This window comes from Motiliproteus sp. SC1-56 (genome assembly GCF_017309075.1).
Classification (GTDB): Bacteria; Pseudomonadota; Gammaproteobacteria; order Pseudomonadales; family Balneatricaceae; genus Motiliproteus.
In genome coordinates this window covers 169,719-191,712 of record NZ_JAEMGS010000001.1, presented here as the reverse complement: position 1 = coordinate 191,712, position 21,994 = coordinate 169,719, and the positions used below count along the sequence as shown (strand labels likewise).

16 protein-coding genes are annotated in these 21,994 nt (G+C 63.8%); 10 read left to right on the top strand and 6 right to left on the bottom strand.

The features are described from left to right. The first annotated feature begins 43 nt into the window (after positions 1–43). From JGZ97_RS00940 to JGZ97_RS00925, 4 genes are all read left to right on the top strand, one after another. Positions 44–469, top strand: a complete 426-nt coding sequence (locus JGZ97_RS00940) for a F0F1 ATP synthase subunit epsilon (protein ID WP_207060718.1) — start codon at positions 44–46, stop codon at positions 467–469. A 168-nt stretch (positions 470–637) separates the two neighbouring features. After that, positions 638–2,014: a bifunctional UDP-N-acetylglucosamine diphosphorylase/glucosamine-1-phosphate N-acetyltransferase GlmU gene (glmU, locus tag JGZ97_RS00935; RefSeq protein WP_207060717.1), complete on the top strand. Its 1,377-nt coding sequence runs from the start codon at positions 638–640 to the stop codon at positions 2,012–2,014. 15 nt (positions 2,015–2,029) lie between these two features. Beyond that, positions 2,030–3,865: a glutamine--fructose-6-phosphate transaminase (isomerizing) gene (glmS, locus tag JGZ97_RS00930; protein WP_207060716.1), complete on the top strand. Its 1,836-nt coding sequence runs from the start codon at positions 2,030–2,032 to the stop codon at positions 3,863–3,865. A 539-nt stretch (positions 3,866–4,404) separates the two neighbouring features. Beyond that, entirely contained in the window at positions 4,405–6,615 is a 2,211-nt protein-coding gene (locus JGZ97_RS00925; protein WP_207060715.1) for a tetratricopeptide repeat protein, read from the top strand. A 111-nt stretch (positions 6,616–6,726) separates the two neighbouring features. On the opposite strand, the gene JGZ97_RS00920 is transcribed toward JGZ97_RS00925, so the two are convergent. Next, on the bottom strand, positions 6,727–7,323 hold the full coding sequence (locus JGZ97_RS00920) for a cytochrome c (protein WP_207060714.1): 597 nt from the start codon (positions 7,321–7,323) through the stop codon (positions 6,727–6,729). Between the two features lie 213 nt (positions 7,324–7,536). On the opposite strand from JGZ97_RS00920, the gene yihA reads away from it, so the two are divergent. Together yihA and JGZ97_RS00910 are read left to right on the top strand one after the other, a co-directional pair. Next, the gene (gene yihA / locus JGZ97_RS00915) at positions 7,537–8,175 is read left to right on the top strand and encodes a ribosome biogenesis GTP-binding protein YihA/YsxC (protein WP_207060713.1); all 639 of its coding nucleotides are present in this window, start codon (positions 7,537–7,539) and stop codon (positions 8,173–8,175) included. Further along, a complete protein-coding gene (locus tag JGZ97_RS00910; protein ID WP_207060712.1) occupies positions 8,172–8,381 on the top strand; it encodes a hypothetical protein in 210 nt (69 codons plus the stop codon). Before yihA ends, JGZ97_RS00910 begins: the two co-directional genes overlap by 4 nt. Before the next feature lie 301 nt (positions 8,382–8,682). Here JGZ97_RS00910 and polA read toward each other — a convergent pair whose 3' ends face one another. Further along, positions 8,683–11,397, bottom strand: coding sequence for a DNA polymerase I (gene polA / locus JGZ97_RS00905; RefSeq protein ID WP_207060711.1), 2,715 nt, complete (start codon positions 11,395–11,397; stop codon positions 8,683–8,685). Positions 11,398–11,536: 139 nt separating this feature from the next. On the opposite strand from polA, the gene JGZ97_RS00900 reads away from it, so the two are divergent. The 4 genes from JGZ97_RS00900 to JGZ97_RS00885 all read left to right on the top strand — a co-directional run bounded on the left by JGZ97_RS00900 (position 11,537) and on the right by JGZ97_RS00885 (position 16,036). Continuing rightward, a complete protein-coding gene (locus JGZ97_RS00900) occupies positions 11,537–11,821 on the top strand; it encodes a DUF2782 domain-containing protein (RefSeq protein ID WP_207060710.1) in 285 nt (94 codons plus the stop codon). Positions 11,822–11,843: 22 nt separating this feature from the next. After that, the gene (locus JGZ97_RS00895) at positions 11,844–12,815 is read left to right on the top strand and encodes a homoserine kinase (protein WP_207060709.1); all 972 of its coding nucleotides are present in this window, start codon (positions 11,844–11,846) and stop codon (positions 12,813–12,815) included. A 109-nt stretch (positions 12,816–12,924) separates the two neighbouring features. Continuing rightward, positions 12,925–15,123: a DNA helicase II gene (gene uvrD / locus JGZ97_RS00890; protein WP_207060708.1), complete on the top strand. Its 2,199-nt coding sequence runs from the start codon at positions 12,925–12,927 to the stop codon at positions 15,121–15,123. A gap of 214 nt (positions 15,124–15,337) precedes the next feature. Further along, complete coding sequence (locus tag JGZ97_RS00885) at positions 15,338–16,036, top strand: TorF family putative porin (RefSeq protein WP_207060707.1); 699 nt, start codon at positions 15,338–15,340, stop codon at positions 16,034–16,036. Positions 16,037–16,167: 131 nt separating this feature from the next. Here JGZ97_RS00885 and phoU read toward each other — a convergent pair whose 3' ends face one another. Genes phoU through JGZ97_RS00865 form a run of 4 tightly spaced genes read right to left on the bottom strand, consistent with a single transcriptional unit; the run spans position 16,168 to position 21,826 of the window. Next, positions 16,168–16,887, bottom strand: coding sequence for a phosphate signaling complex protein PhoU (gene phoU, locus JGZ97_RS00880; RefSeq protein WP_207060706.1), 720 nt, complete (start codon positions 16,885–16,887; stop codon positions 16,168–16,170). 11 nt (positions 16,888–16,898) lie between these two features. Beyond that, the gene (pstB, locus tag JGZ97_RS00875; RefSeq protein WP_242521445.1) at positions 16,899–17,777 is read right to left on the bottom strand and encodes a phosphate ABC transporter ATP-binding protein PstB; all 879 of its coding nucleotides are present in this window, start codon (positions 17,775–17,777) and stop codon (positions 16,899–16,901) included. Between the two features lie 13 nt (positions 17,778–17,790). Beyond that, positions 17,791–19,485 (bottom strand): phosphate ABC transporter permease PstA, encoded by a 1,695-nt coding sequence (gene pstA, locus JGZ97_RS00870; protein WP_207060705.1) that lies wholly within the window; start codon positions 19,483–19,485, stop codon positions 17,791–17,793. A 52-nt stretch (positions 19,486–19,537) separates the two neighbouring features. Beyond that, positions 19,538–21,826: an ABC transporter permease subunit gene (locus tag JGZ97_RS00865; protein ID WP_207060704.1), complete on the bottom strand. Its 2,289-nt coding sequence runs from the start codon at positions 21,824–21,826 to the stop codon at positions 19,538–19,540. Between the last annotated feature and the right edge of the window lie 168 nt (positions 21,827–21,994).

Genomic DNA, 21,994 nt, shown 5'->3' with positions numbered 1-21,994 from the left:
TGAGGGCCCTGGCCCTCACTTCACCCCAAAGAGGCAACTAAACATGGCTATGACTGTTCACTGCGATATCGTCAGCGCCGAGAACGAAGTGTTCTCCGGTCTGATCGAGTTCGTATCTCTGACCGGCAGCCTGGGCGACGTGGGTATCACCCCCGGTCACGCCCCGCTGCTGACAGAGATCAAGCCCGGTCCGGTCGAGCTGAAAAAGCAGGGCGGCGCCGAAGAGGTGTTCTACGTCTCCGGTGGTTTCCTCGAGGTTCAGCCTCACAAGGTCACCATCATGGCGGACACCGCGCTGCGGGCCCACGACATGGACGAAGCGGCGGCCGAAGAGGCCAAGAAGCAGGCCGAGCAGGCGCTCAAGAACCAGAACGCCGAGTTCGAGTACTCCCTGGCCAGCACGCAACTGGCGGAAGCCTCCGCCCAGCTGCGTACCCTGCGCGCCATTCGTAAGAAAATGGGCAAATAACGGGACCTTTGGTCTCCAATTTGCTAAAAAGGCGGCCCACAAGGCCGCCTTTTTTCGTTCCGGAGCGCCCGTCGCCGGGGCGAATGCTATTTTAAAGCGGGCGGCGTTTGTCTGAGTATGCCAAGCGCGTCACAATCACTGCCGAGTTGAGTTCAAAGGATCTTTTCTATGTCCCTGGAAGTGATCATCCTGGCCGCCGGCCAGGGAACACGGATGAAATCACAGTTGCCCAAGGTGCTGCACCCCCTGGCCGGAAAGCCCATGGTGGGCCACGTTCTGGATACCGCCGCCGCCCTCAAACCCGCACACATGCACCTGGTGGTGGGCCATGGCAGCGACCAGTTGCGCGGTTACTTGGCCGGACGGAAAGATGCCGATGCAATCAATATCGTGGAGCAGACCGAGCAGTTGGGAACCGGTCACGCGGTGGACCAGGCGATGCCCCAGGTCGACCCCAACAGCACGGTGCTGGTGCTCTATGGCGACGTTCCCCTGACCACCCTCGCCACCCTGCAGCAGTTGGTTTCTCTGGCCGACGCGCAGCGCCTGGGACTGCTCACCGTGACCCTGGAGGATCCGACCGGCTACGGACGCATCGTCCGCGACCACGATCACCAAGTGGTGGCTATCGTCGAGCACAAGGATGCCAGCGAGGCGGAGCTGGCCATTGCCGAGATCAATACCGGCATCCTGGCCCTGCCCGCGGCCTGGCTCAAGCAGTGGCTGCCGGCGCTCTCGGCCGATAACGCCCAGGGCGAGTACTACCTGACCGACATCATCGCCATGGCCGCCGCTGCCCGGCACACCATCGATGCGGTGCAGCCCGGCGCCGAGCAGGAGGTGCAGGGGGTCAACAACCGTCTGCAGCTGGCGGCGCTTGAGCGCTGGTACCAGCAACAGCAGGCCGAGCACTGGATGACCGAGGGGGTCACCCTGATGGATCCGGCCCGGGTCGACTTCCGGGGCGACATCCACATCGGCCAGGACGTCACCCTGGATGTGAACGTGATTCTCGAGGGACGGGTGCGGATCGGTGACGGCGTGGAGATCGGTGCCAATTGTGTGATCCGAGACTCCGAAATCGCCCCGGGGACGGTAATCAAGTCCCACTCCCTGCTGGATGGCGCCAGCGTCGCCGAGGGCTGCGACGTGGGCCCCTTCGCCCGCCTGCGTCCCGGCACCGAACTGGCTCGCGGGGCCAAGGTAGGGAATTTCGTTGAGACCAAGAAAGCGAAAGTTGGCGAGGGTTCCAAGATCAACCACCTGAGCTACGTGGGGGATGCTGACCTTGGCCGCGAGGTCAACGTGGGTGCCGGCACCATCACCTGCAACTACGACGGGGTCAACAAGCACAAGACCGAGATCGACGACGGCGCCTTCATCGGCTCCAACACCTCCCTGGTGGCGCCGGTGCGGGTCGGCAAGGGGGCTACCACCGCGGCGGGTTCCACCATCACCAAGGCGGTGGCCGACGGTGCTCTCGGGGTCGCACGGGGCCGGCAGGTTTCCCTGGCCCAGTGGCAGCGGCCCAAAAAGCAACAGTAAGCGAGGCAAGAGTTTATGTGTGGAATCGTGGGCGCCATCGCGCAAAGGAATGTGGCCGCCATTTTGTTGGAGGGGCTGCGTCGCCTCGAGTACCGGGGGTACGATTCGGCCGGGATGGCGGTACTGGACAACGGCACCGGGCAGCTGGGCTGCACCCGCCGTTCGGGTAAAGTGGCGGAGCTGGCCGCGGCGCTGGAGGCCGCGCCCCTGAACGGTACCCTGGGGATCGCTCACACCCGTTGGGCCACCCACGGAAAACCCGAAGAACGTAATGCCCACCCTCACCTGGCCAGCGGGCGGGTGGCGGTGGTGCACAACGGCATCATCGAGAATTTTGAACCCCTGCGCCGAGCGCTGGAGGCTAAAGGGGTGCGATTTGCCTCGGACACCGACACCGAAGTGATCGCTCACCTCGTCTACGAGAAGCTGGAGGAAGGGCAAAGCTTTCCTCAGGCGGTGCGCGATACCATTGCTCAATTGGACGGGGCCTATGCGCTGGCGATCCTCGACCGGGAGAACCCAGAGCGGTTGATGGCGGCTCGCATGGGCAGTCCCCTGGTGATCGGTGTCGGAATTGGTGAGAACTTTATCGCCTCTGACCCCCTGGCCCTGCTGCAGGTGACCGACCAGTTCATCTACCTGGACGAGGGCGAGCTGGCCGAGGTGGAGCGCGAGCAGGTGCAGGTATTTGACCGGAACGGTCAGCCGGTTAGCCACAGCGTGCAGCGTTTCGAGCACGGCCACGACGCCGCCGATAAGGGCGAGTACCGTCACTACATGCTCAAGGAGATCTACGAGCAGCCGGCGGTGGTCAACGCCGTACTGGAAGGGCGCATCGGCCGCGAGCGGGTATTTGAAGCGGCCTTCGGAGCCGGCGCCGAAGCGATCTTCGACCGTGTCCAGGCGGTGCAGATCATTGCCTGCGGTACCAGCTACCACGCCGGCATGGTGGCCAAGTACTGGATCGAGGAGCTGGTGGGTATTCCCTGCCAGGTGGAGGTGGCCAGTGAATACCGCTATCGCAAGCCGGTGGCGCTGCCCAACAGCCTTTTCCTCACCATCTCCCAGTCCGGTGAGACCGCCGATACCCTTGCCGCCCTGCGCGAGGCCAAGCAGAACGGGTTTCTGGCCTGCCTGACCATCTGTAACGTGCCCGGAAGCTCCCTGGTGCGCGAGTCGGACCTGGCCTTGATGACCAACGCCGGTCCCGAGATCGGGGTCGCCTCCACCAAGGCCTTTACCAGCCAGCTGGTGGCCCTGCTGCTCACCACCCTGGCCCTGGGTCGCCGCCACGGCCTGGCGCCGGAGCTTGAAGCGGAGCTGGTGCGCGAACTTCACGGCCTGTCGGCACTGCTGGAGCAGGTGCTGGGCATGGACGAGGCGATTCAGACCCTCTCCCAGCGCTTTGCGGAAAAGCATCACAGTCTGTTCCTGGGGCGCGGGGCCATGTACCCGGTGGCCATGGAGGGGGCGCTCAAGCTCAAGGAGATCTCCTACATTCACGCCGAGGCCTATCCCGCCGGGGAGCTTAAGCACGGCCCGCTGGCGCTGGTGGATAAGGAAATGCCGGTGATCGTGGTGGCGCCACACAACAACCTGCTGGAGAAGCTCAAGGCCAACATGCAGGAGGTGCAGGCCCGTGGTGGCGAGCTTTACGTCTTTGCCGACGCCAAGGCGCAGATGGAAAGCGGTAACGGATTCTACAAGCTGGATCTGCCCCACACCCACCGGGTGCTGGAGCCGATCCTCTACACGATTCCCCTGCAGCTGCTCTCCTACCACGTGGCGGTGCTCAAAGGCACCGACGTGGACCAGCCCCGCAACCTAGCCAAATCGGTGACCGTCGAGTAGGGGAAGTCAGAGGAAACGATTTCTCGAATTCGCATCCACAAGCAAAACTAAAAAGCCCGGTAACCCCGGGCTTTTTAGTTTTTTAACCGAGCAAAATTTTCGCCGCCCATCGTTCTGGTGGGAGGCTATTCGGGTGGCCCGAGCCTGGCTTGCAGGCAAGTGCTATTTTTTCTTGATGCGCTCCCTGCTCTTTTTCGATCCATCTGCTTAACTATCTGAATGCAAATAAAATTAAAGCCATCCTCTTTGAGCGCTTGTCTGGCCGTCATTCCTTTGTCCCGGGAGCTCAAGGGGTTGAGGCCAGCCACGATTTTCCGATGTTTCCTATCAAGTCCGAGGGCCGAGTGAGCTTTCTTCAACCGTTGTCGCCGCTTAAATCGTGCCGTGTCTTTAGGGGAGTTACGAGAGGGGTGGCGCCACCTTCCGGCCAACCCAATACCGCGCACCCAGGATTAGGGCCATTCTGGGGGCAAGTAAAAAAAGTACTCCTCCTGTCGGTGCTGCTCATCGCCAGGGCGTTTGGCATCGAGCCACCGCAAATGGCAACCGAGGCCATGGGCTATGCGCCAGAAGGGAGTTGCGCCGGCTGCCACGCGGCCCAGCACGAGGCGTGGCAGGATTCGGATCACGGTTGGGCGATGCGTGAAGCAACCGCGGGTAATGTGCTCGGCAATTTTGCCGGTGCCCGCTTTGAAGACGGGCCGGTCAAGGCCGTCTTTGGCCGTGACGGGGAGCGGTTTGTGGCTACCTTGGAAGGGCCGGAGGAACCAGCGCAGAGCTACGAGATCGCCTATACCTTCGGCTTTTACCCGCTGCAGCAGTACCTGGTTGAGCTGCCCGGGGGGCGGTTGCAAAGCCTTACCATTGCGTGGGATGCGCGCTCGAAGGCGGAAGGGGGGCAGCGCTGGTTCTCCCTCTACCCGGGCCAGGCGTTCACGCCGGACGATGCCTTGCATTGGCGCGGGCGCTACCAGAACTGGAATGCGATGTGTGCCGATTGTCACTCGACCAACCTGCAAAGGCACTACGATGCGACCACGGACACCTTTGCAACCACCTGGCACGAGCTGAACGTGGGGTGCCAGAGTTGTCACGGGCCCGGCCAGGGTCACATAGATTGGGCTGCGCAGCAGGCGAAAGCCGCCGATGGGGATAGCGCGATAACGCCGAATAATGGCCTCGCGGTTAATTTGTCATCGCTGTCGGGCCCTCAGTTGGTCGAGCAGTGCGCCCGCTGCCACAGCCGCCGGCAGACCCTTGGAGTAGGACCGCAGCCGGGAGCGCCCCTGCTGGACAGCGTCTTGCCCGCCTTGTTGAAGCAGGGAATGTACCACGCCGACGGTCAGATCCAGGGGGAGGTCTATGTGTACGGCTCCTTTGTACAGAGCCGCATGCATCAGGCAGGGGTCAGCTGCACCGACTGCCATGACCCTCACACCAATAAGCTGCGCGTGACGGGGAATGAGCTGTGCACGCAGTGCCACAATCTTTCACCGCCGGTGCGTTTTTCATCCCTCAAGCCTGCCGATTATGACGGACCCGGACACCACCATCATGCGCCGGGCAGCGAGGGAGCACGGTGCGTCAATTGCCATATGCCCGCCACCACCTACATGGTGGTGGATCCGCGCCGCGACCACAGTCTTCGCGTGCCACGCCCGGATCTCGCTGAGCAGACCCAGAGCCCGGATGCCTGCACCCGTTGCCATGAAGGGATGAGCCCCCGGGAGGCGGCGCAAAGCATTACGAAGTGGTTCGGTGAGCGGCCAAGGGCGCCGCACCACGGTGAAGTCCTGGCCGCCGCCCGACAGGGTGATCCATCGGCGCCGAGTGCACTGATTAAGCTGATCGGGGATGACAGCGTGCCCGAGATCGTCAGGGCGACCGCGGTCAGTGAGCTGAGGTCTTTTGGCGCGCAGGGATTGCCTATCCTGGCGTCTGCCCTCGACAGCGGGTCGGCCCTGGTGCGGGCCAGCAGTGCGCCGGCTTTCGCCGAAGCGCCCCTGCAACTTCAGCTCGAGCACCTGCTGCCCCTGCTGGATGACCCCCGGCTTGCCGTTCGGGATGAGGCCTTGAAAGCGCTGGCCGGGATCCCGCTGCAAGCGTTACCTAAGACAAGGCGCGGGGCCTATGTCGAGGCGATGGCCGACTACGAGCGTCGGCTGTACGAGAGCGCCGACCTACCGGGTAACCGGCTCAACCTGGCCGTGGTGCTCGGGCGCAGCGGTCGGGAAGACGACGCGATTGAGCACTATCAAGCGGCACTGGGCATGGATCCATACTTTCTGCCGGCGAGAAGCAACCTGGCGACGTTGTTCAGCCAGCGGGGGGAGGTTGATCGCGCTCAGCAGGTGCTGCAGGAGGGGGTCAGCCTTTCTGAGGCGCCGCCGGCTGACCGGGGACACCTGGCCTACCTGCTGGCGCTGGTGCAGGTGGAACAGGGCGATGCTGCCGCGGCGCTGCACTGGCTGGAGAAAGCCAGCGTATGGCGCCCCGGCCACGTGCGCACCTACTACAACCGTGCGCTGTTGCTGGACCGTGTCGGACGCAAGGACGAGGCTGTAGCGGCTATCGAGGAGGGACTGGCGCGGGCCCCGAACTCTGCCGATTTGTTGGATGTGGCTGTTTACCTGCACCTGGGAAGCGGGGATGTGGCCCAGGCCCTGGACGCGGTTTCGCGGTTGCGCGCGGTTCGTCCGAATGACCCGCAGCTGATCCAGCTGGAACGGAAGTTACGGGGGAGCCCGTAGAGAAGCCCACAGCAGACAGTGGACACCCGGACGTGCAAGGCTGGCGGATCCGCGGGTAGCAACCATAAAAAAAGCCTCCCGAGGGAGGCTTTTTTGCGTAAGGCGGTGGGGTTACTTGCCCATCCCCTCAACGTAAGTGGCGACGGCCTTCATGTCCGCGTCGCTCATGTTGGCGGCAACGCCGCGCATCATGCCGTTGGGATCGTTGGCGCGGGCGCCGTCGCGGAAGGCCTTCAGCTGGGCCTCAACGTAGGTGGCGTACTGGCCCTTGAGGGTGGGGAAGCCGGCCAGGGCATTGCCCTCGCCTTGGGTGCCGTGGCAGGCGCCGCAAGCGGCAACGCCTTTATCAGCCAGGCCCGCTTCGTAGATTTCCTGGCCACGGGCGTCGCTGGTGTCGCCCAGCTTGACTTCCAGGCTGCCGAAGAAGGCGGCGAGGTCGGCCATATCGTCTTCGGAGAGGCCCGCGGCAAAGCCGGCCATCGTGGCGCTGGGACGGTCGCCGCTTTTGAATTCTTTCAGCTGCTTGACCAGGTAGTTCTCATGCTGAGCGGCCAGCTTGGGGAAAGTCGGGGTGGTGGCGTTGCCATCGGCGCCGTGACAGCCAAAGCAGACAGCCGCTTTTGCCTGGCCCGCTTCTGCATCACCCTCGGCGTGTGCGAAACCAGCAATACCCAAAGAAACTAACAGGCTAATCAGTAGTTTGTTCATCGACCAGTCCAATCCAAAGTTTAAATTTTAAGTTTGGCCGCTGACGGCGTCAGCGCGATTCGTATGCTGCGGAGTGTCCGGAGAGGGGCTGGCGGCAGCGAAGGACGCAGACCGCACGCTACCACCCGGACAAAATTTTCGGCATTATACACAAATCTGTTCTCGAACGGGAACGAATCCTTCTTGCACTGCAGCAAAGCCAAACCAAAGTCTATGATCTCTCAGCCGATTCAGTACAACCGCGCCCGCTACCTGACCAGCGCTAGCCGTTTTGACCAGTGTCCCGCGGATGAGGGCGCCGAAGTGGCCTTTGCCGGCCGCTCCAACGCCGGCAAATCCAGCGCTATCAACACCCTGACTGGCAATGGCAAGCTCGCCCGCACCTCCAAGACCCCCGGACGGACGCAGCTGATCAACTTTTTCGACCTGGGCGAGCCCGAGATCCGGCTGGTGGACCTGCCCGGTTACGGCTACGCCAAAGTGCCGGTGGCGATGAAGCAGCACTGGCAGAAGCACCTGGATATCTACCTGCAAAAGCGCCGCTGCCTGCGGGGGGTGGTGCTGGTGATGGATATCCGCCACCCCATGAAACCTTTCGACCAGATGATGGTGGACTGGTGCGGCAGCTCGCAGATGCCCCTGCACATCATCCTGACCAAGGCCGACAAGCTGAAAAAAGGACCGGCCCAGAGCGCGCTGATGCAGCTGCGCAAGACCCTGCAACCGACCCTGGGGGAACTGCTCAGCGTGCAGACTTTTTCGGCCCTGAAGCAGCAGGGGGTGGACACCCTGCGCCAGCGTCTCGACCAGTGGCTGCGGGTTCCTGATGACACCGCGGAGGTTGTGTCATGACCCGTGTCCTGTTGGTGCTCGCCCTGTTGCTGGCAGCCCAGGCGCCGCTGGCCTGGCAGGCTTACGAAAAGACCCGGCAGTGCGAAGGCTCGGTGGCCAAGCAGGCCAGCAGCAAACTGGCGTCCCTGGCGGTGGAATTGGATGTGGTGGACTGTGCGTTCAGCCGCTACTACCGGGCGGCCTGGCAACAGCTGCTGGAAGGCTGATTCTGGCTTTAGCGGGCATTCGGACAGGCCCTGAAAATAACAGGCCCGGCGGCATGGGCGATGCCGTCGGGCCTGCGTTTTCTTACCAGAGAAGAATGTTCAAAAAAGGCCCTATCATCGGAAGGGGAGCGATCGGTAGGGCCAAGTTGGAACGTAATTCTCCAAGAGAGCCCACTGTACACGTCAGATGTCGAGAATGACTTGGCTCTCGAGTATAAAGACTCTCCGGCTGCAAGGGAGTTCCAGCCGGAGGTAAAAAAATGGTTGAAATTTGTTCAGCTATTGAACAGGGGTGGCCGGGTCAGTGAGCCTGTTCCCAGTTGTCACCCACGCCCGCTTCCACCAGCAGGGGGACATCGAGCTCGGCGGCGCTGGCCATGCGCTGTTTCACTTCGCGACTAAAGTCCTCCACCGCTTCGGCGCGCACTTCAAACACCAGCTCGTCGTGGACCTGCATGATCATGCGGGCGTCCACGCTGCCCTCGCCTAGCCAGGCGTCCACCTCAATCATCGCCTGCTTGATAATGTCCGCCGCGGTGCCCTGCATGGGTGCGTTGATCGCGGTGCGCTCGGCGGCCTGGCGACGCATGCCGTTGCGCGCGTTGATCTCCGGCAGGTAGAGCCGTCGTCCCCGCAGGGTCTCCACGTAGCCCTTTTCCGCCGCCGCGGCGCGGGTGCTGTCCATGTAGCGCTGCACCCCGGGGTAGGTGGCGAAATAGTGGTCGATGTAGGTGGCGGCATCCTTGCGCGCTATGCCCAGTTGCCGGGCCAGGCCAAAGGCGGACATGCCGTAGATCAGGCCGAAGTTGATCGCCTTGGCGCTGCGACGCTGGTCCGCGGTGACCGCCTCCAGTTCAACCCCGAACACCTCGGCGGCGGTGGCGCGGTGGATATCCTCGCCCTTGGAGAATGCCTCCAGCAGCCCCCGGTCCTGGGAGAGGTGGGCCATGATGCGCAGCTCGATCTGGGAGTAGTCCGCTGCCACGATGCGATAGCCCTCGGGCGCGGTGAAGGCCTGGCGAATGCGGCGGCCTTCCGGGGTGCGCACCGGTATGTTCTGCAGGTTGGGATCGGAGGATGAGAGGCGGCCGGTGGCGGTGACCGCCTGGTGGTAGGAGGTGTGGATACGCCCGGTTCCCGGCTTGATCAGCAGGGGCAGCTTGTCGGTGTAGGTGGACTTGAGCTTGCTCAGTCCCCGGTGTTCCAGGATCAGCTTGGGCAGGGGGTAGTCCAGGGCCAGCTCCGCCAGCACCTCCTCGGCGGTGGAAGGCGCGCCCTTGGGGGTCTTCTTGATGACCGGCAGCTTCAGCACCTCGAAGAAGATGCGTTGCAGCTGCTTGGTGGAGGCGAGGTTGAACTCCTCACCCGCCAGCTCGCAGGCCTCCTGCTCCAGCTCCGCCAGGCGCGCGCTGATCTCCCGGCTCTGCTGGCCCAGCAGCGTCGCGTCCACCTGGGTGCCGGTCTGCTCCATGCGTGCCAGCACCGGGATCAGGGGCTTTTCCAGCTCCTCGTACACTTTGAGCAGGGAGGGGGTTTGCTCCAGCTGCGGGTAGAGGGCCTGGTGCAGGCGCAGGCTGACATCGGCATCCTCCGCCGCGTAGGGGGCCGCCTGCGCCAGCTCGATCTGGTTGAAGGTGAGCTGTTTCTTGCCTTTGCCGGCGATCGCCTCGAAGCTCACCGTGGGCAGTTGCAGGTACTTCTCGGCCAGGCTGCCCATGTCGTGGCGGGTGGCCGTGGAGTTGAGCACGTAGGACTCGAGCATGGTGTCGAAGGCGACGCCCCTCAGGGTGATGCCGTAGCGGGCGAGCACGTTCATGTCGTACTTGAGGTGCTGGCCCACCTTGGGCCGCGCGGCGTCCTCCAGCAGGGGCTTGAGGCGGGCGAGGACGGCGTCGCGGTCGAGCTGGGCCGGGGCGCCCATGTAATCGTGGGCCAGGGGCACGTAGGCGGCCTCTCCCGGCTCCACGGCGAAGGAGACGCCGACGATTTCGGCGGCGGTGTAGTCAAGGCCCGTGGTCTCGGTGTCGAAGGCGAATAGCGGCGCGGCCTCGAGCTTATCCAGCCAGGCATCGAACTCGGACTCGGTGAGCAGCGTCTGGTAGTCGGTCGCCACGGGCGCCGCTGCTTCGGCGCTGGCCTGGGGATCACTCAGCTCCTCCACCCAGGTGCGGAACTCGAACTGCCGGAAGAGCGCCAGCAGGGCTTCGTTATCGGGCTCGGGCAGGGCGAAATCGTCGATCCCCAGCTCCATCGCCACGTCGGTCTTGATGGTGGCCAGCGTGTAGGAGAGCTCGGCCTCTTCCCGGTGCGCTTCCAGCTTTTTCGGCAGGCTCTTGGCGCCACGGAAGCCCAGCTCCGGGATCTTCCCCAGGTTGGCGTAGAGGGCGTCGAGGCCGCCCAGCCCCTGCAGCAGCCCCAGCGCGGTTTTCTCCCCCACCCCCGGTACCCCGGGAATGTTGTCCGCCTTGTCACCCACCAAGGCCAGCAGGTCGATGATCAGCTCGGGGGGCACGCCGAAACGCTCGATCACCCCCTCCCGGTCCAGCCGGGTGTCGTTCATGGTATTGATCAGGGTGACGTGCTCATCCACCAGCTGGGCCATGTCCTTGTCGCCGGTGGAGATCAGGGTGTCGCGTCCGGCGGCGCTGGCCTGGCGGGCCAGGGTGCCGATGACGTCGTCCGCCTCCACCCCCTCGACGCTGATCAGGGGCAGCCCCATGGCGCGGATGATGTCGTGAATGGGTTCGATCTGCTGGCGCAGGTCGTCGGGCATCGAGGGCCGGTGCGCCTTGTACTCGGCGTAGAGCTCGTCCCGGAAGGTCTTGCCCTTGGCATCGAAGATCACTACCACCGGGCTTTCGGGATACTCCTTGAGCATGCGGCGCAGCATGCTGGTGACCACCCGCACCGCCCCCGTGGGAAAGCCCTCCGCGGTGCGCAGATCCGCCTGCTGGGAGGCGAAGAAGGCGCGGTAGAGGTAGGAGGAGCCGTCGACGAGGATCAGGGGTGCGGTCATAGGGGTTACGCTTCCGACATGGGGGATTGAAGCCGATATCATAAAGAATCCCACCGACAATATCAGCGCCTGCTGTCACCGGGGCGGGCGCACGTTTACACTGTCAGTAGACCGAGTCACTCCATGTAAGGACGCCGCGATGACTGCCAAACCCCTCGTTCTGCTCTTCACCCTGGCCCTGGCGCTGGGCGCCCCGCTGACCTTTGGCGCCAACCACGACCAGCCGGAGGACATTCGCATTCGCCCGGGGGAAAACGGGGAGGTGTGGTACGAGTACCGGATCAACGGCGAGATCCAGGAGATCAAGGTTGTCCCCAAGAACGGCAAACCTTACTATCTCGTCCCGTCCGAGGGGCACGACGGCTATATTCGCCTTGATCGCTCCCAGTTGCTGGTGCCCAAGTGGGTTTTGTTCAGGTGGTAGTCATTCGTTCAGGTGGTAGTCAATGGCGGTATACACTCAGCTCGAGCGGGCAACCCTTGAGGCTTTTCTAAGCGACTATTCCCTCGGGGAGCTGGCCCGGTTCGAGGGGATCGAAGGGGGCATCGAGAACACCAACTACTTCGTCGATACCCTCCAAGACGGCCAGACAAGGCGCTTCGTCCTCACCCTGTTCGAGGAGCTGTCCCAGGATGAGATGCCCTTCTTCGTCGAGCTGACAGCCTACCTGGCCGAGCGCGGCCTGCCGGTTCCGGCGCCGCTGAAGGACCGCCACGGCATCGCCCTCAAGACCCTGGCCCGACGCCCGGCACTGTTGCTGCCGCGCTTTGCGGGCCGCAGTCTCGTTAATCCCGGTCCCGAGCACTGTGCCCAGATCGGCGAAGCTCTGGGCCGTTTCCACGTGGCCGGGCGTGACTTCTTCATCACCCGCCAGGCCCATCGCGGCGTGTTCTGGTGGCGGCGGGAGTCGCACAACGTCGCCGCCCACCTGAGCGCCGACGACGCGGCGTTGCTGCAACAGGAGGTGGCGCTGTTCGACCACCTGCGCGAGCAGTCGCTGGATCTGCCCCAGGGGGTGATTCACGGCGATCTGTTTCACGACAACGCCCTCTTCGACGCGGGGCGGCTGAGCGCCATTATCGATCTCTACAACGCCTGCACCGGCTACCTGCTCTATGATCTGGCTATCGTGGCCAACGACTGGTGTATCGGCGAGGACAGTGCCTTTGATCCACAGCGGCTGCAGGCCCTGCTCCAGGCTTATAACGGGGTGCGTCCCTTTACTCCCGGCGAGCACCAGGCCTGGCCGATACTGATCCGTACCGCCGCCATGCGCTTCTGGCTCTCGCGCCTGATCAGCCAGTATGGCCTGGAGGAGACCCGCTACGAGGGTGAGCAGGTGGTGAAGGACCCGGACGTGTTGAAGCGGATCTTGCTCAACCACATCGCACGGCCCAGCCACCTGCCAACAGCCTAGGTTGCCGGGGCGGGGGCCGCGGTTGCGATCAACCGCCCCCTGCTTAGCGCGCTGCGCACTGGTATAATCTCCCTCCGCATTTTTCTCACCGCGACACTCGGACGGCCCTATGGATGTATCCCCCATTCTCGACCCCCTTAACGAAGCCCAGCGCGAAGCCGTGGCCGCTCCGCCCGTCAACCTGCTGGTGCTGGCCGGGGCCGGCAGCGGCAAGACCCGGGTGCTGGTGCACCGCATTGCCTGGCTGATTCACGCCGAGCGGGTTTCGCCCCACGGCATCATGGCCGTCACCTTTACCAACAAGGCGGCGCGGGAGATGCGCGGGCGCATCGAGGAGATGCTGGGGATCAACCCCTTCGGCATGTGGGTGGGCACCTTCCACGGTCTGGCCCACCGCCTGCTGCGGGCCCACTGGGCTGATGCCGAGCTGCAGGAGAATTTCCAGATCCTAGACTCGGACGATCAGCTGCGGCTGATCAAGCGGTTGATGAAAGAGATGAACCTGGACGAGAACCGCTGGCAGCCCAAGCAGCTGCAGTGGTACATCAACGCCCAGAAGGACGAGGGGCGGCGGGCGCGTCATATCGAGCATTTCGGCGACCCCTACCAGCGGACCCAGATCGACTTCTACCGCTACTACGAGGAGACCTGCCAGCGCTCGAGCCTGGTGGACTTCGGCGAGCTTCTTCTGCGCGCCCACGAACTCTGGCTCAACAAGCCCGAGATCCTGGCCCACTACCAGGAGCGCTTTCGGCACATCCTGGTGGACGAGTTCCAGGATACCAACGACATACAGTACGCCTGGCTGCGGGTGCTGGCCGGCAACCAGAGCAAGCTGATGGTGGTGGGCGATGACGACCAGTCCATCTACGGCTGGCGCGGGGCCAAGATCGAGAATATTCAGCAGTTCAGCCAGGACCACCCCGACACCCAGGTGGTGCGCCTGGAGCAGAACTACCGCTCCACCGGCACCATCCTTCGCGCCGCCAACACCCTGATCGCCAACAACCAGGGGCGTCTGGGCAAGGAGCTCTGGACCCAGGGAGCAGACGGTGACCCCATCTCCCTCTACGCGGGCTTCAACGAGCAGGACGAGGCGCGCTTTATCGTCGATACCATCGAGAGCTGGGTCAACAAGGGCAACGCTCGCGCCAGCAGCGCCATTCTTTACCGCTCCAACGCCCAGTCGCGGGTGCTGGAGGAGGCCCTGATTCGCGCCGGGGTGCCGTATCGCATCTACGGCGGCCAGCGCTTCTACGAGCGCCTGGAGATCAAGAACGCCCTCTCCTACCTGCGCCTGGTGCAGAACCGCCTCGACGACAGCGCCATCGAGCGGATTATCAACGTGCCGGCCCGGGCCATCGGCACCAAGACGGTGGAGGTGGTGCGTCAGCACGCCCGTGATCAGGGCATCAGCCTGTGGCAGGCGCTGAACGAAGTGGTGGAGCTGAAGCTGCTGCCGGGACGGGCCAGCAATGCGCTCAACGCCTTCGCCCAGCTCATCTCGCGGCTGGACGATGAAACCGAGGGTCTGCCCCTGCACGAGCAGACCGAGCACGTGATCAAGCACAGTGGCCTGATCGAGCACCATCTCAAGGAAAAGGGCGAGAAGGCCCAGTCGCGGATTGAGAACCTGGAGGAGCTGGTGAGCGCCGCTCGCCAGTTCGCCAATCAGTGGGAGCGCAACGAGGAGCAGCAGGACGTGCCGGTGCTGGCCGCTTTTCTCGACCAGGCGGCGCTGGATGCCGGCGACGCCCAGGCCGACGAGTTCGAGGACAGCGTGCAGCTGATGACCCTGCACTCGGCCAAGGGGCTGGAGTTCCCGCTGGTGTTCCTGGCCGGGGTGGAAGAGGGGCTCTTCCCCCACAAGATGTCCATGGAAGACCCCACCCGGCTCGAGGAGGAGCGCCGCCTCTGCTACGTGGGAATCACCCGGGCGATGGAGAAACTCTATATCACCTATGCCGAATCCCGCCGGCTGCACGGGCAGGACAATTACAACGCGCCCTCGCGCTTTATCCGCGAGATTCCCGAATCCCTGCTCGAAGAGGTTCGCCTGCGCAGCCAGTTCTCGCGGCCGGTGAGCTTCAACCGGCCCAGCCCGCGCCGGGAAAGCAGCCTGTTCGGCGGCAGCGAGGTGCCCGAGACCGGGCTCAGCCTCGGCCAACGGGTGCTGCACGGCGTGTTCGGCGAGGGCACGGTGCTCAATTACGAAGGGCAGGGCAGCAATGCCCGGGTGCAGGTGAACTTTGACAGCGAGGGCAGCAAGTGGCTGGTGGTCGGCTATGCCAAGCTCCAGCCCCTCTGATCTGGACTACATCACAGGCCTGCGCCAGCCCCGGATCAGTGCAGTCAGCGCCACTATGGTGCACCGCAACAAGAGAGTAAATTCAGGTATTTAAGGTAACTGTCGGAATATTATAGGTATTAACTTTTTGGCACAGTTTGTGATTCATCCCATGGGAGAATCCACTCAACTGCAGGCAGCCGGGCAGAGACCGGACGCCCCAAGGAGAATGCCTATGAAAGCCACTAAATCCATTCCTTTCCTGCCGGCGCTACTGGCTTGCGCCGTAACGGCACAGGCCGACGTCAGCGGCAATGTCGCCTTGACTACCGACTACGTCTGGCGCGGGGTGTCCCAGTCCGACGAAGACATGGCCGTCCAGGGCGGCTTTGATTACAGCCACGACAGCGGTCTCTACGCGGGTGTCTGGGGGTCCAACGTGGACTTCGACGAAGGGGTCGATGATCCCGCGGATATGGAGCTGGATCTTTATGGCGGCTACGCCACCGAGATTGAGGGCATCAGCGCCGACGTGGGGGTCATTCACTACCGCTACCCCGGCACGGACGCGGACCTGGACTGGACCGAGTTCTACCTGAGTCTGGGCTTTGACGCCTTCAGCGCCAGTATCAACTACTCCAACGATGTCTTTAACGCCGACGAGGACGGTATCTACTACAGCCTGGGCTACGGGCGCGAGATCGGCAGCACCGGCTTCAGCGTCAGCGCCCACGTCGGTTACTACGATTTCGACAACGACCTCACCGGCAGCGGCAACCCCGACAGCTACACCGACTGGCAACTGGGCGTCGCCACCACCCTGGCCGGGCTCGACCTCGACCTGAGCTACTTCGATACCGACAGCGACGGTGAGGACCTGTTCGGCAACTGGGCCGAAGAGCGCCTGGTGCTGACGGTCTCCAAGAGCCTCTAAGTGCCCCATAACAGACACAAAAGCGCTTAGCGCAGACACAAAAGGGCCGCCATCGAGGCGGCCCTTTTCGTTTTACCGGGGTGGTTCAGGTGTCAGCTGTCAGTGGCTTGGCCCCAGCTTGCCGCCGGAGCCTAATCCCTGAGGGTCGCCTTGATCTCCTTGAGGGAGGCGTGGCTGACGTTGATGCCCTTGACCAGGTAGATCAGGTGCTGGCAGATGTTGCGGGCGTGGTCGCCGATCCGCTCCAGGCTGCGCAGCACCCAGATGATATTGAGGATACGGCTGATACTGCGCGGGTCCTCCATCATGTAAGTGGCGAGCGCGCGCATGGCGCTCTTGTATTCGTCGTCCACGTCCCGGTCCATCTTGGCCACCTTGTAGGCAAGGTCCGTGTCATAGCGGGCAAAGGCGGTGAGCGAGCCGTTCAGCATCTCGCGGATCAGGCCGCTGATGTGGCGGGTCTCTGAGTAGCCCCGGGGGGACTCACCTTCGGCGGCCAGTTTGGCGGCCTGCTGGGCGATGCGGGCCGCCTCGTCGCCGACCCGCTCCAGGTCGTTCACCGCCCGGCTCACCGCCATGATCAGTCGCAGGTCGCTGGCCGCCGGCTGGCGGCGGGCGATGATCTGGGTGCACTGCTCCTCGATCTCCACCTCCCAGGCGTTGATCAGCTTGTCCGACTGCCGGGCCCGCTCGGCCAGCTCGGAATCGCCGTCCAGCAGGGCGGTGACGGCATCCTGCAGCTGCTTCTCGACGATGCCGCCCATGGTCATCAGGTGGCTCTTGATTCCTTCCAGCTCCTCGTTGAACTGGCGCGAGATATGGTCGGTGTGGGCGTCTTTCTGAAATTCCATGGTTTGCTTCCTTAACCGTAACGACCGGTGATGTAGTCTTCGGTCTGCTTCTTGCCGGGGGTGGTGAAGAGGGAGTCGGTGTCCCCGAACTCGATCAGATCACCCATGTACATAAAGGCGGTGTAATCGGAGACGCGGGCCGCCTGCTGCATGTTGTGGGTGACGATGACGATGGTGAAGTTCTGCTTCAACTCGTGGATCAGCTCCTCGATTTTCAGGGTCGAGATCGGGTCCAGGGCCGAGGCCGGCTCGTCCAGCAGCAGCACCTCGGGCTTGACCGCGATGGTGCGGGCGATCACCAGCCGCTGCTGCTGACCGCCGGACATGCCCAGGGCGCTCTCGTGGAGACGGTCCTTGACCTCGTCCCAGAGGGCGGCCGAGCGCAGCGCCCACTCCACGGTCTCGTCGATCAGGCGCTTCTTCTTCACCCCCTGGATGCGCAGGCCGTAGGCGACGTTCTCGTAGATGCTCTTGGGAAAGGGGTTGGGCTTCTGGAACACCATGCCCACCCGGCGGCGCAGGTCCGCCACCTCCACGCTGCGGTCGTAGATGTTGCTGCCCTCGAGCAGGATCTGGCCGTCAACCCGGCAACCGTCCACCAGGTCGTTCATGCGGTTGAAGCAGCGCAGCAGGGTGGACTTGCCGCAGCCGCTCGGGCCGATGAAGGCGGTGACCCGGTTCTTCGGGATATCCATGTTGATCCCGTGCAGGGCCTGCTTCTCGCCGTAATGCAGGTTGAGGTCGCGCACCTCCAGGGCGATATGCTCCCGCTCCAGGGAGAGGGTTTCGCGCCCCTGGGGCAGGGCGTCAAGGCTTACCCCGTGGGCCCTGGGTGCGGTTGTTGCGGTGGTCTTGGTCGCGTTGGTCATATCAGCAGTTGCAGTCGTCATGATTCAGCTCGCATCAGTGCTCAAGGGCCTTGTACTTCTCCCGCAGGCGGTTGCGGATCGCCACTGCGGTCAGGTTCAGCAGGGCGATTACCACCACCAGCAGCAGGGCCGTGGCATAGACCAGGGGGCGGGCGGCTTCCACGTTGGGACTCTGGAAGCCCACGTCGTAGATATGAAAGCCCAGGTGCATGAACTTCTGGTCCAGGTGAATGTAAGGGTAGTTAGTGTCCAGGGGCAGGGAGGGGGCCAGCTTGACCACGCCTACCAGCATCAGGGGAGCCACCTCGCCGGCGGCGCGGGCCACCGCCAGGATCACCCCGGTCATCATGGCCGGGCTGGCCATGGGCAGTACCACTTTCCACAGGGTCTCGGCCTTGGTGGCGCCGAGGGCCAGGCTGCCCTCGCGCACGGCGCGGGGAATCCGCGCCAGCCCCTCCTCGGTGGCGACGATCACCACTGGCACGGTCAGCAGGGCCAGGGTCAGGGACGCCCACATCAACCCGGGGGTGCCGAAGGTGGGTGACGGCAGTGCCTCGGGGAAGAACAGCGGGTCGATGGTGCCACCCAGGAAGTAGATGAAAAAGCCCAGCCCGAACACCCCGTAAACGATGGAGGGCACCCCTGCCAGGTTGTTGACGGCGATGCGGATCAGTCGCGTGAGCGGACCTTGGCGTGCGTATTCGCGCAGGTAGACCGCGGCGATGACGCCGAAGGGGGTCACCATGATCGACATCAGCAGCACCATCATCACGGTGCCGAAGATGGCCGGGAAGACCCCGCCCTCGGTGTTGGCCTCGCGGGGCTCGTCGCTGAGAAACTCCCACAGCTTGGACAGGTAGTGGCCGGCCTTGTCGACCATTCCCATGGCGTTGGGCCGGTAGGCCCGCACCACGTGGCTGACCGCTATTTCCATTTCGCGGCCGTTGGCTACCTCGGCTAGGTAGTGGTCGCGGTTGAAGGCGCGGTAAAGCTCGGTGAGCTCGCCCTGCAGCCCCTCGTAGCGGCGGTTGAGTTCATCGCGCTGGCTCTGGATGTCGGCCTGGACCTGTGGGGTCAGGTCGCCGTCGAGTTCATGGCGGCGCTCCTTGAGGCGCAGGCGCTCCAGCTCGTAGTTGATGGCGCCGATGTCACCTTTTTCGATCGTCTTGATCTGTTCGTGAATCGACAGGGCGCGCTCGACCCGCTGCAGGAAATCGTTCCACAGCTGCTCGTAGTCGGCGTCGTCGTCCGTGGCCGGGTCAAACCGGGCCACCTCCTCGCCGTCCTGTTTCAGCCCGCGCAGGTAACCGTAGAAGTTGCCCCACTCGCGCCGTTCGGCGGCAAACAGGCGTTCAGGGTACTGGACCTCTTCGAGGTTGTCCTTGAGCGCCCACTGGAAATCAAGGCCGGTAACGTCGCGGTTACCCACCTTGAGCAGGTGACGGGCCATGGTCTCGGTGCCCTCGGGCACCGGCACGCCGGCCTGGCGCAGCTGCTCGGCCGGCACCCGCTCCGTGTCCGCCACTTCGCCGATCACGCGCACGGCTTCACTGTTAGGAACCTGGTAGTGCGCCTGGAGAATATCCGCGGGCCAGAAGTGACCCAGCCCGCGCCAGGCGATCAGGATCAGCAGGCCGGCCACCATGATCACGTTGATGGCGACGGCGCCGCCGGTCAGCCAGACCCAGGGGGCGCCGGACCTGAACCAGTCGTTGAAAGAAGTGTTCATCGTCAAAAACCTTAAAACTTAACCTGAACCAAAACGTCGTCCGCACCGAAACCTAGAGCGAGCCGTACTTGCGTCGCAGGCGCTGGCGGATCAGCTCGGCCAGGGTGTTGACCACGAAGGTGAACAGGAACAGCACCAGGGCCGCCAGGAACAGGATGCGGAAGTGGGAGCTGCCGACTTCGGATTCGGGCATCTCCACGGCGATGTTGGCCGCCAGGGTACGCATACCCTCGAAGATGTTGACGTCCATGATCGGGGTGTTGCCGGTGGCCATCAGGACGATCATGGTCTCGCCCACGGCGCGGCCCATGCCGATCATCACCGCCGAGAAGATCCCGGGGCTGGCGGTGGGCAGCACCACCCGCGACAGGGTCTGCCAGGGGGTCGCGCCCAGCGCCAGGGAGCCGTTACTGAGGTGCTTGGGCACGCTGAAGATGGCGTCCTCGGTGATGGAAAAAATGGTGGGAATCACCGCGAAGCCCATGGCCAGCCCCACCACCAGGGCGTTGCGCTGGTCAAAGCTGATGCCCAGCTCGTTGGTAATGTAGGTACGCATGTCGCCGCCGAAGAGCAGCGCTTCTACCTGCTCGGCCAGGGGCATGCAGGCCAGGGTCAGGAGCACGATCACCGGGATCAGCAGGGCCGCGTCCCAGCCGTCTGGCACCAGCCAGCGCAACGCCTTGGGCGCCCTGCTCCAGAGGTAGGCGAACACCAGGATGCCCACCGGTACCAGCAGCAGAATGGTGAAGATGCTGGCCAGTCGGTCTTCCACGAAGGGGGCCAGCCAGAGACCGGCCAGAAAGCCCAGGATGACCGTGGGCAGCGCCTCCATCAGCTCGATAAAGGGCTTGATCTTGCGCCGTAATCCCGGGGCCATGAAATAGGCCGTGTAGATGGCGCCGGCGATCGCCAGCGGGGTCGCCAGCAGCATGGCGTAAAAGGCCGCCTTGAGGGTGCCGAAGGCCAGGGGGGCCAAGCTGTACTTGGGCTCGAAGTCGTTGGTGGAGGCCGAGGACTGCCACACGAACTCCGGTTCCTGGTAGCCCTCGTACCAGACCTTTTCCCAGAGGGCGGACCAGGAGACCTCGGGGTGCTCGTTGTTGACCCGCCAGAAGCTCATGCGGTGATCGTCGGTTTCCAGCAGCAGTCCGTTGGCCCGGGGTGAGATTGTCATGCGGGTGATGGTGGCGCTGCCGAGGTCGGCGCTCAGCACCTTGTTATGGGCGGTGGCGTTGTAGAAGCTGACGCTGTGCCCGCCCTCGGCCACCACGAACCCCTTGCGCCGTTGCTCGGGAACGATCAGGCTCGCGGGTTGCCCACGGGTGCCGTCGAAGCTGCGTATTTTCTGCAGGTGGTATTCGTTGCTGTCGTCCCGCACCAGGAACCATTGGCTGACCGTCCCCTGATCATCGCCCACCAACAGGGAATTTCCGCCCAGCAGAAAGGCTACCGACGCGATCCTGCCGGTGGTTGCTTGCTCGGTCGCATGCAGCAGCGGCTCTTGCGGGTCGCGCAGGTCCACCGGGGTCAACTGGCCCTGGGGCCCCACCGCGTAGAGCCAGCGTTGGTCGGGGCTGATCAGCAGCTTATCCACCGGGTGCGGCAGCCGGGGCAGCGCGTAGTGCTCGCTACTGATCTCGATTTCCTCTGTGATGAAGTTCTCTTCCTTGCTGAAACGGGTCAGGTGCAGCGCTTTGCCGTCCAGGGCCACGGCGCTCATTCGCTCCTCGCCGTCACGGAAGGCCAGTTGGTCGATCTGGCTCAGGGCCGGACTCAGCGCCAGCGCGGTCTCCCCGTAGGGATACTGGAGCTGGGGGGTAATCAGCCTTACATCGTTGGGGTAGGTCACCTTGTAGTGGTGCTTGGCCACCGTCAGGGTGCCATCGGCGTGGCCCAGGGCGAACAGCTGGCTATGGTCTGAGTTGAGGGCGAAGGCGCCCACCGGGGCCTCGCTCAGTCCCACCTCGATCTGTTCGATCAGCTCGCCGCTGGTCACGTCGAAGAAGTAGGCCTGGCCCTCGGTGTCGAGGCGCATCGCCACCTCGTTCTGCTCCTCCACCCCCAGGTACAGGGTATCTGCCTCGTCGCCGGGGCGGGCGTAGGCGGCCACCGCGCCGCTCTGCTGCTGCCAGGGCTCGATGGAGGCGGACTCGAACAGCGGCAACACCTCGTAGAGGAGGTAGATAAAAATCAGCATGATGGCGATGATCACGCTGACGCCACCGATGCCCACGGAGGCGGTGGTCAATTGATCCTTGAAGCGACGCACCCGGCGCAGGCGGGCCGCGGCCGGGGTGTCGAACTGAAGGTCGGGGGCGGAAAAGGTCACTGGCTTATTCATGCCGCTAGGTTATCGCTACTCTGTGACAGTTGTATGACAGGCTGTCATCTGGGTGACACGAGACCGTCACGAAGCCGCACAGCATAGCTGACGGTCCAGACGGCTATGCAGACGGACTCGTCGCGAGGCGGGGCGGAAACGAAAAAGGGGAGCATCCCGCTCCCCCGT